Raw genomic sequence first — 9,443 nt, forward strand, 5'->3', positions numbered from 1 at the left:
TATTACTATAAAAAATACCCATATTTAACCAATTTGACTAATATTCCATACTAAATATTTAATTTTGAAGAAAAAAAATTAAGCATGAAAGTTAAAGAACAAGGTCTGTATTTGCCCGAATTTGAACACGATAATTGCGGAGCAGGATTTATTTGTAATCTCAATGGAATTAAGTCGAACGATATCATTCACAAAGCACTTGACATTTTAATCAAGTTAGAGCATCGAGGCGCCGTAAGTTCTGATGGTAGAACTGGAGATGGAGCTGGAATTTTATTTGATATCCCGCATGATTTTTTTAAAAAAGTATGTGATTTTGAACTTCCAAATACAAAAGAATATGCTGTTGGAATGGTTTTTATGCCAAAGAGCAGCAATCAAGTTGTTTTTTGTAAAACTGCGTTTGAAAATGCTATTCATGATCAAAATCTAGAAATTTTAGGATGGAGAGACGTTCCGGTCGACCCCTCAAATTTAGGCCGAATAGCTGGAGAAAAAGAACCTACCATAAAGCAGGTCTTTGTAGGTAAAAAAGGTTTGAATTTGACAGAGCAACAATTTAATGCTAAAATGTTTGCCGCCAGAAAAATAGCAGAGCACACAATTCGGAACTCAAGAATTTCCGAAAGTCACATGTTTTATTTCTCAAGTTTTTCTACCACTACAATAATATATAAAGGTTTATTGATGCCAGAGGACATCAGCAGATATTACACCGATTTACTCGATGATGATTTAGTAACCCGATTAGCTTTAGTTCACCAACGATTTTCGACCAATACTTTTCCGTCTTGGGAACTCGCTCAACCCTTTCGTTACATGTGTCACAATGGAGAAATCAATACGTTACGTGGTAACATAAGCCGCATGCGTGCACGTGAGGAGTTAATGAAAAGTGATGTTTTTGGCGAAGACATCAAAAAACTTTTCCCAATTATTCTGGAAGGAAAATCAGATTCTGCCTCGATGGACATGGTTATTGAATTGTTACTGATGACAGGACGTTCCTTGCCAGAAGCCATGATGATGGTGGTTCCGGAAGCTTGGGAGAAACATCAAACGATGTCAGAAGATAAGAAAGCCTTTTACGAATACAACGCTTGTATTATGGAACCTTGGGATGGTCCAGCCTCTATTCCTTTTACAGATGGTAACGTTATTGGTGCTTTATTGGATAGAAATGGATTGCGTCCTTCTCGATACACTTTAACCAAAAGTGGTTTCGTAATCATGTCATCTGAAATTGGAGTATTGGATATCAAACCAGAAGATGTGATTCAACACGGTAGATTAGAACCGGGGAAAATGTTTTTGGTTGACATGAATGAAGGTCGCATCATAGAGGATGACGAAATCAAAAATGCAATTGTCACCAAGCGACCTTATAAACAATGGCTTGACGAAAATTTACTATCGCTATCTCAAATTCCGTACACTGATAATCCTATTCCGGTTGAAAATATTGATTTTGAAACTAGACAGCGTTTATTTGGATATACGATTGAAGATTTAAAAACCATCATCAACCCGATGGGTGCCGAAGGAGCCGAAGCACTAAGTTCAATGGGGAATGACACTCCGCTTGCTGTATTGTCTGATCAGCCTCAATTGTTGTATAATTATTTCAAACAACTTTTTGCACAAGTAACTAACCCTCCGCTGGATGGTATTCGTGAAGAGATCATTACGGATATTAGCTTGGCAATTGGTGGCGATTATAACATATTTGACATTGTTCCCAAACATTGTAAAAAACTAAAAATCCAAAATCCAGTGATCTCCAACGAAGATTTGGACAAAATTAGAAACATCGATCATGCCGATTTCAAGTCGGTTACCATATCAACGTTGTATGAAATCAAAAAAGGAGTAAACGGCTTAGAACGCGCTCTTGAAAAAGCAGTACAAGCTACCTACAAAGCAGTTGCAGAGGGCTGCAATATTGTTATTTTATCAGACAGAGGTGTAAGCGAAAAAATGGCACCTATTCCAATGTTATTGGCGTGTTCGTATATTCATCATTCGCTTAACATTTTAAAAGTTCGATCAAAATTTGGTATCCTTATTGAATCGGCAGAACCACGTGAACCACATCATTTTGCGCTATTATTTGGTTACGGAGCAAGTGCCATAAACCCGTACATGGTTAATGAAATTATTCACAACCAAGTAAATGCAGGATTTATCACTGGTGTAAAAGCGGATTATGCCATCAAAAATTACAATAAAGCCATCGCAAAAGGGATTCTGAAAATCATGAATAAAATCGGAATTTCTACTTTACATTCGTACAGAGCGGCACAAATTTTCGAAATCTTAGGACTGAACAAAACATTCACATCTAAATATTTCCCATACACACCATCTCGAATTGAAGGAATTGGCTTGATGGAAATTGAAAAAGAAGTCAAAAAAAGATACCAAAAAGCCTTTCCAAATTCTAAAGTCAGTAATTTACTTCCACTTGAAATTGGCGGTGTTTACAGATGGAGAAGATCAGGTGAAAAGCACATGTTCAACCCAACCACGATTTCTAAATTACAACAAGCAGTTCGCTTAAACAGTCCTGAAAGTTATAAGGAGTATTCAAAAATGGTCAATGATCAAAGTGAAAATTTGATGACCATAAGAGGTTTATTTGAATTCAACAACTTAGATCCTATCCCTTTAGATGAAGTGGAGCCTTGGACAGAAATTGTAAAAAAATTCAAAACAGGTGCCATGTCATATGGATCCATCAGCCAAGAAGCACATGAAAACCTAGCCATTGCCATGAACAGAATTGGTGGAAAAAGCAATTCAGGAGAAGGAGGAGAAGATCCAAAACGTTTTCAAAAAGACTTAAATGGAGACTCTAGAAATAGCGCAATCAAGCAAGTTGCTTCTGGACGTTTTGGAGTTTCAATCAACTATTTGACCAACGCTCGTGAGATACAAATCAAAATGGCACAAGGAGCAAAACCTGGTGAGGGCGGACAATTACCTGGTGAAAAAGTAGTGCCTTGGATTGCCGAAACTCGAAATTCAACACCATATGTTGGCTTAATTTCGCCACCACCTCACCATGATATTTATTCAATTGAAGATTTATCGCAGTTGATTTTTGACCTAAAAAATGCCAATCGCGAAGCTAGAATTAATGTCAAATTAGTTTCTGAAGTTGGTGTAGGTACAATAGCTGCTGGAGTTGCAAAGGCAAAAGCAGATGTGATTTTAATTTCAGGATACGACGGAGGAACAGGAGCCGCTCCATTGACATCATTAACTCATACCGGAATTCCGTGGGAACTTGGACTTGCGGAAGCACAACAGACATTGATTTTGAACGATTTGAGAAGCCGAATCGTTTTAGAATGTGATGGCCAATTAAAAACGGGTCGCGATGTGGCTATTGCAGCCTTACTTGGAGCGGAAGAATTTGGTTTTGCAACAGCACCATTAGTAGCTTCAGGTTGTATCATGATGCGAGCGTGTCACTTGAATACGTGTCCGGTTGGAATTGCAACACAAGATCCTGAATTGAGAAAAAATTTCAAAGGAACGCCAGAGCACATTATCAACTTCATGTATTTTATTGCCGAAGAATTGCGAGAGATAATGGCACAATTAGGATTTAGAACTCTGAAAGAAATGGTTGGACAATCACAAAAACTGAATGTAAACAAAGCCATCAAGCATTACAAAGCTAGTGGATTAGATTTGTCTTCCATTTTATATAAGCCTGAAAAAGCAAAAGAAGTTCCCAATCACAATACAACTACACAAGATCATGCTTTAGAGCACGTTTTGGATTTTGATATTATCAAAGCTGCGATTCCATCAATTTACAGAAAAGAAAAAACAAGAGTTACTTTCGATATCAAAAACACCGATCGTTCTGTAGGAGCAATATTGAGTAACGAAATCTCAAAAATTTATGGCGCACAAGGATTACCTGAAGATACTATTTTAGTTGATTTTACTGGATCTGCGGGGCAAAGTTTTGGGGCTTTTGCAACAAATGGTTTATCATTTAAAATTCACGGCAACTGTAATGATTATCTAGGCAAAGGACTTTCTGGCGGAAAACTAATTATTAAAGTTCCTCCTACTGCTACTTTCAAACCCGAAGAAAATATCATTATTGGTAACGTGGCGCTATACGGTGCTATTACCGGCGAAGCCTACATCAATGGTATGGCAGGAGAACGCTTTTGTGTTCGAAATTCTGGAGCAACTGCCGTTGTAGAAGGAATTGGCGATCATGGCTGCGAGTACATGACAGGAGGAACTGTAGTAGTTTTAGGAAAAACAGGAAGGAATTTTGCAGCAGGAATGAGCGGCGGAATTGCGTATGTTTTTGATCCCAACAAAAAATTTGATGCAAGAGTTTGCAACATGGAAATGGTTGGTTTGGAATCTTTAGAAGAGGACGACTTCATCAAACTACGTCGCTTGATTAAAAATCATTCGCTTTATACGAGTAGCCCGTTAGCAAAAAGAATTTTAGAGGATTGGGAAAATCAAAGTCTGCATTTTGTAAAAGTGATGCCAACGGACTACAAAAAAGCGTTGCAACGCTTGGCCGAAGAAAAAGAAATTAAAGAACTTATAGCATCATAGTCATGGGAAAAATAGGAGGATTTAAAGAATATTCTAGAACCGACGAAAGTAATGTTGCAGTTCCAGAAAGAGTAACAAATTATAATGAATTTACAATTCCGTTAACCAAAGATAAAATCAAAGAACAAGGTTCCAGATGTATGGATTGCGGCATTCCATTTTGCCACAGCTCGTGTCCGTTAGGAAACTTAATTCCTGATTTTAACGATATGGTGCATCAGGAGGAATGGGAAAGTGCACTGAAAATATTACAATCTACCAATAATTTTCCTGAATTTACAGGAAGACTTTGTCCAGCTCCTTGCGAAAAATCATGTGTGTTAGGAATCATTAGCGAACCAGTTGCTATCGAAAATATTGAAAAAAATATTATAGAAAGAGGCTTTGCCGAAGGTTGGATCAAACCACAACCCCCAGAGGTTAGAACCGGAAAAACAGTTGCCGTAATTGGCTCAGGGCCTGCCGGTCTGGCAGCAGCACAACAATTAAATCGTGCTGGGCATACTGTTACTGTCTTTGAAAGAGACAATGCCATTGGTGGATTATTGCGTTATGGAATTCCAAATTTCAAACTCGAAAAAGCAATAATCGACAGACGTGTAAAAGTTTTAGAAGCGGAGGGAATTACTTTTAAAACCAATGTCAATGTAGGAGTAAATTATGAAATTTCAGAACTCAATAACTTCGATTCAGTTGTTTTATGTGGTGGTGCTACAGAGCGTCGCAGTTTGCCTACCAAAGGAATTGAAAGCAAAGGTGTGGTGCAGGCAATGGACTTTTTAACACAGCAAACCAAAGCTTTATATGGTGAATCAATTCCTGATCAAATCAAAGCAACTGATAAAAATGTTATCGTTATTGGCGGTGGAGATACCGGCTCAGACTGTGTTGGAACGTCAAACCGTCATGGTGCCAAATCAGTCACAAATTTTGAAATTTTACCAAAACCTCCGGTAAGCCGAAGCGAATCCACTCCATGGCCTTTCTGGCCCTTGCAATTAAAAACATCTAGCTCTCATGAAGAGGGTTGTGATCGAAACTGGCTCATCAATACCAAAGAATTTATAGCAAATGAAGCTGGAGAATTGATCGGCTTAAAAACCGTTGAAGTCGCTTGGAAAATGACTCCTAGTCAACGACCTGAATTAATTGAAAAAGAAGGTTCCGAAAAAATCTGGCCTTGTGACTTGGCTTTGTTAGCACTCGGTTTTACAGGACCCGAGAAAACATTGAGCGAGCAGTTGGGCATCAAAATTGACACCCGTAACAACTATCAAGCTACCAATTACCAAACTAATATTCCGCATATATTTACTGCAGGTGACATGCGTAGAGGGCAATCCTTAATTGTTTGGGCCATTTCAGAAGGTCGCGAAGCCGCCAGAGAAGTAGATAAATACTTGATGGGTTTTACCAATTTACCAACCAAAGGAAATGGAGATTTACCTAGCCTATAAATTGTGTTGAAAAATCAAATAATGACTGCCAATTCCTTTATGGGCAGTCATTTGATTTTTTTAGGAGGTGCCCCTACCTCCACTATCGTTTCGGTAGCGTCGGGCTGTTCGCTTCAAGTCCTCGCCGCTTTCGTAAAAACTACAGCGTCTGTGGGCTATCCGCTACCATCCCTCACCCAAATTGAAAATTCGCTTTTTAAAACCCGATTTGTTTAAAATATAACTTTTTGTTATAATTTGTTAGAATTCATATCTTCCCTTGTGGGACTAAATAAAGAGTAATAAATTTGCTCAAAATTAATAATTATGCAATCAAAAGACTTAGTACAATTAGCAGAACAATTTGGTAGTCCATTATACGTATATGATGCCGAAAAAATACAATCTCAATACAACAGATTATCCAAAGCTTTTTCAAAGGTAAAACAGTTGCGCATCAATTATGCAATGAAAGCCTTATCAAACGTGGCAATACTGCAATTGTTACGAGAAATGGGTTCAGGTTTAGATACGGTTTCTATTCAAGAAGTACAATTAGGTTTGCACGCGGGCTACGAACCTGAAAAAATATTTTATACTCCAAACGGTGTATCGCTTGAAGAGATAGAAGAGGTTGCAGCAATGGGAGTTCAAGTAAACATTGATAACTTATCAATTTTGGAACAATTTGGAACAAAATATCCAAATGTACCAGTTTGCATCCGAATCAATCCTCACGTTATGGCAGGTGGAAACGCCAATATATCTGTAGGTCATATTGATAGTAAATTTGGAATTTCAGTCCACCAATTACCACATTTAGTTCGAATTGTCGAAAACACAAAAATGAACATTGTAGGTATACACATGCACACTGGTTCCGATATTTTAGATATTGAAGTATTTTTATATGCAGCGGAAATCCTATTTGATGCAGCTAGAAACTTTAAAAATCTTGAATTCCTAGATTTCGGAAGTGGGTTTAAAGTACCTTACAAAAAAGACGATATCGAAACAGATATTGAAGAATTAGGTAAAAAATTATCAAAAAGATTCAATGCTTTCTGTGATGAGTATGGAAAAGAATTAACATTGATATTTGAACCTGGAAAATTCCTAGTTAGTGAAGCTGGATATTTCTTAGCAAAAGTTAATGTCGTTAAACAAACAACATCAACTGTTTTTGCTGGAATTGACAGTGGTTTCAATCACTTAATTCGTCCAATGTTATATGGTTCACAACACCACATAGAAAACATCTCAAATCCAAAAGGGAAAGAGCGTTTTTATTCCGTAGTAGGATATATTTGTGAAACGGATACATTTGCAAACAACAGAAGGATTGCCGAAATCAAAGAAGGTGATATACTCTCTTTTAGAAATGCAGGAGCCTATTGTTTCTCTATGGCATCAAACTATAACTCCAGATACAAACCTGCCGAAGTTTTATGGATGAATGGCGAAGGGCATTTAATCAGAGCCCACGAAACATTTGAAGATTTATTGAAAAATCAAATTCCGCTACCACAAGCAATAGAAGCGGTTTAAAATAGAAAATCCCATTTACACTGTCAATCAGTTGTAAATGGGATTTTTTCAATTCAAAAACCTATTATTTATCAAGTAAAGTTTCTAAAACTTCTGACTCAGTGCCATTCGTAAACGGAATTTTTAACATTTGAGACAACGTAGGTGCAATTTGAGTTATGTACGTTTTTGCGTGTAACTCTCCTTTCGGTACATGCCATCCATAAAAAAGAAGCGGCACATGAGTATCATAACTATTTGGAGATCCATGTGTTGTTCCTGTAGCTTGATATTCCATATAGCCAGTCTTATCTAAAATCACTAACTCACCATTCTGTTTAGGATCATAACCTTTAGCTATAAAACTTAAGAAGTAATCATCACCTGAAGAAGCTAAAATTTCTTCCTCAGTATACACTCTTTTGATATGCTCTTGTGTCATCAAAAATCCTCTAAAGCTCTCTTTTACTTTTGTCAATTCTAAACCTTTTTGTTTTACCAAGTCCAAATTGAAAAATACATTGAAATTAGAATAGTCCAAGATAAGATCAACTCCAAAAGTTTCATTTGAAAATTTCTTTAAGGATTCCACAAAACCTTTAGTAGGAACATTTTTTACATTGTATTTATTATCCTTTAAATAATTTGGATTTTCTGCACCAGCATGATCAGCAGTCAAAAAAACTAAATAATTATCCTTTCCAACTGTTTTGTCTAAGTAATTTAAAAACTGTTCTAAATTTTGATCAAGACGTAAATAGGTATCTTGTAATTCTATAGAACGAGGTCCAAAAGTATGACCAACATAATCAGTCGAAGAAAAACTAACTGTTAGAAAATCAGTTATATCGTCTTTTCCTAACTCCTCTTTTTCAATAGCTTTCATAGCTAAATCAGCTAAAATATCATTACCAAAGGGTGTAGTTCGCAAAACATCAGCACCTTTTTCTTTGTAGATTTTAGCCAAATCATAAGGAAAAACAGGACCATTTCCTTTATCCAATTTCCCCTCGTATGGATTATCATCAGCTAAACTTTCATTGTAAGTAGATAATGGCTTCAATAAATTCCAACCTTTATTGATATAGTTCATATACCTTTTTTCTTGGTTGAATTCAGTTACCCAATTTGGCAAATTTGCACCATAAAACGTACTTGAAATAAATGAACCTGTTGAACTATACCAAAATGCCCAATTTGCAAAATGTCCTGCTGGCAAAATAGCACCACGGTCTTTAATACTTAATCCAATAACTTTACTTTTAAAATTGGTTGCCATTCGCAACTCATCAGTAATTGTGGTACTTAAAAGATTTCTAGGAGACATTGCTCCCTCTTTCTCCGTACCCTCACCTATTGTTTTAACAGATGCATCATCGGTACAATACATATTTTTTCCGGTCGCTTTATTGAACCAATCATTTCCAACAATACCATGCGTTGATGGAGTTGCTCCAGTATAAATACTGGCATGACCAGGCGCAGTATAAGTTGGCACATAATTATAATGCATATTATGAAAAGTATATCCATTATTCATTAATCTTTTAAATCCATTTGCAGAAAAATCGTCAGAAAAACGATATAAATATTCCATTTTCATTTGATCAACTACTATACCCACTACCAATTTAGGGCGTTGCTGAGCTTGTGAGTTTAAAGACAAAATAACTGCCAAAAACAAAATAATTCTCTTCATATTATATATTTATATTTTATGCAAAAATACAACATAAAGTTCAAACACACTCTTCACAACTACCTCATGATACTAAATTAATAAAATGTTAACCCTAACAAAAATTAAAATATTGAGTTTAAATAAAAAAAATATAAACTGAAAAAGGAAAAATAAAATCGTTTATAAATAATATGAGA

At 36.3% G+C, this 9,443-nt stretch carries 4 protein-coding genes; 3 read left to right on the forward strand and 1 reads right to left on the reverse strand.

What is annotated here, in order from left to right:
* Nucleotides 1–84: 84 nt before the first annotated feature.
* The 3 genes from gltB (at nucleotide 85) to lysA (ending at nucleotide 7,586) form a co-directional block, all read left to right on the forward strand.
* Nucleotides 85–4,602: a glutamate synthase large subunit gene (gltB, locus tag DNC80_RS02075; protein WP_182648791.1), complete on the forward strand. Its 4,518-nt coding sequence runs from the start codon at nucleotides 85–87 to the stop codon at nucleotides 4,600–4,602.
* 2 nt (nucleotides 4,603–4,604) lie between these two features.
* A complete protein-coding gene (locus DNC80_RS02080; RefSeq protein WP_182648793.1) occupies nucleotides 4,605–6,059 on the forward strand; it encodes a glutamate synthase subunit beta in 1,455 nt (484 codons plus the stop codon).
* Between the two features lie 306 nt (nucleotides 6,060–6,365).
* Nucleotides 6,366–7,586 (forward strand): diaminopimelate decarboxylase, encoded by a 1,221-nt coding sequence (lysA, locus tag DNC80_RS02085; RefSeq protein ID WP_182648794.1) that lies wholly within the window; start codon nucleotides 6,366–6,368, stop codon nucleotides 7,584–7,586.
* 64 nt (nucleotides 7,587–7,650) lie between these two features.
* Here the strand turns inward: lysA and pafA are convergent, their stop codons facing one another.
* Entirely contained in the window at nucleotides 7,651–9,264 is a 1,614-nt protein-coding gene (gene pafA, locus DNC80_RS02090; RefSeq protein ID WP_182648796.1) for an alkaline phosphatase PafA, read from the reverse strand.
* Between the last annotated feature and the right edge of the window lie 179 nt (nucleotides 9,265–9,443).

This window comes from Flavobacterium sp. SOK18b (genome assembly GCF_014156605.1).
In the GTDB taxonomy this organism is placed as follows: Bacteria; Bacteroidota; Bacteroidia; order Flavobacteriales; family Flavobacteriaceae; genus Flavobacterium; species Flavobacterium tiangeerense.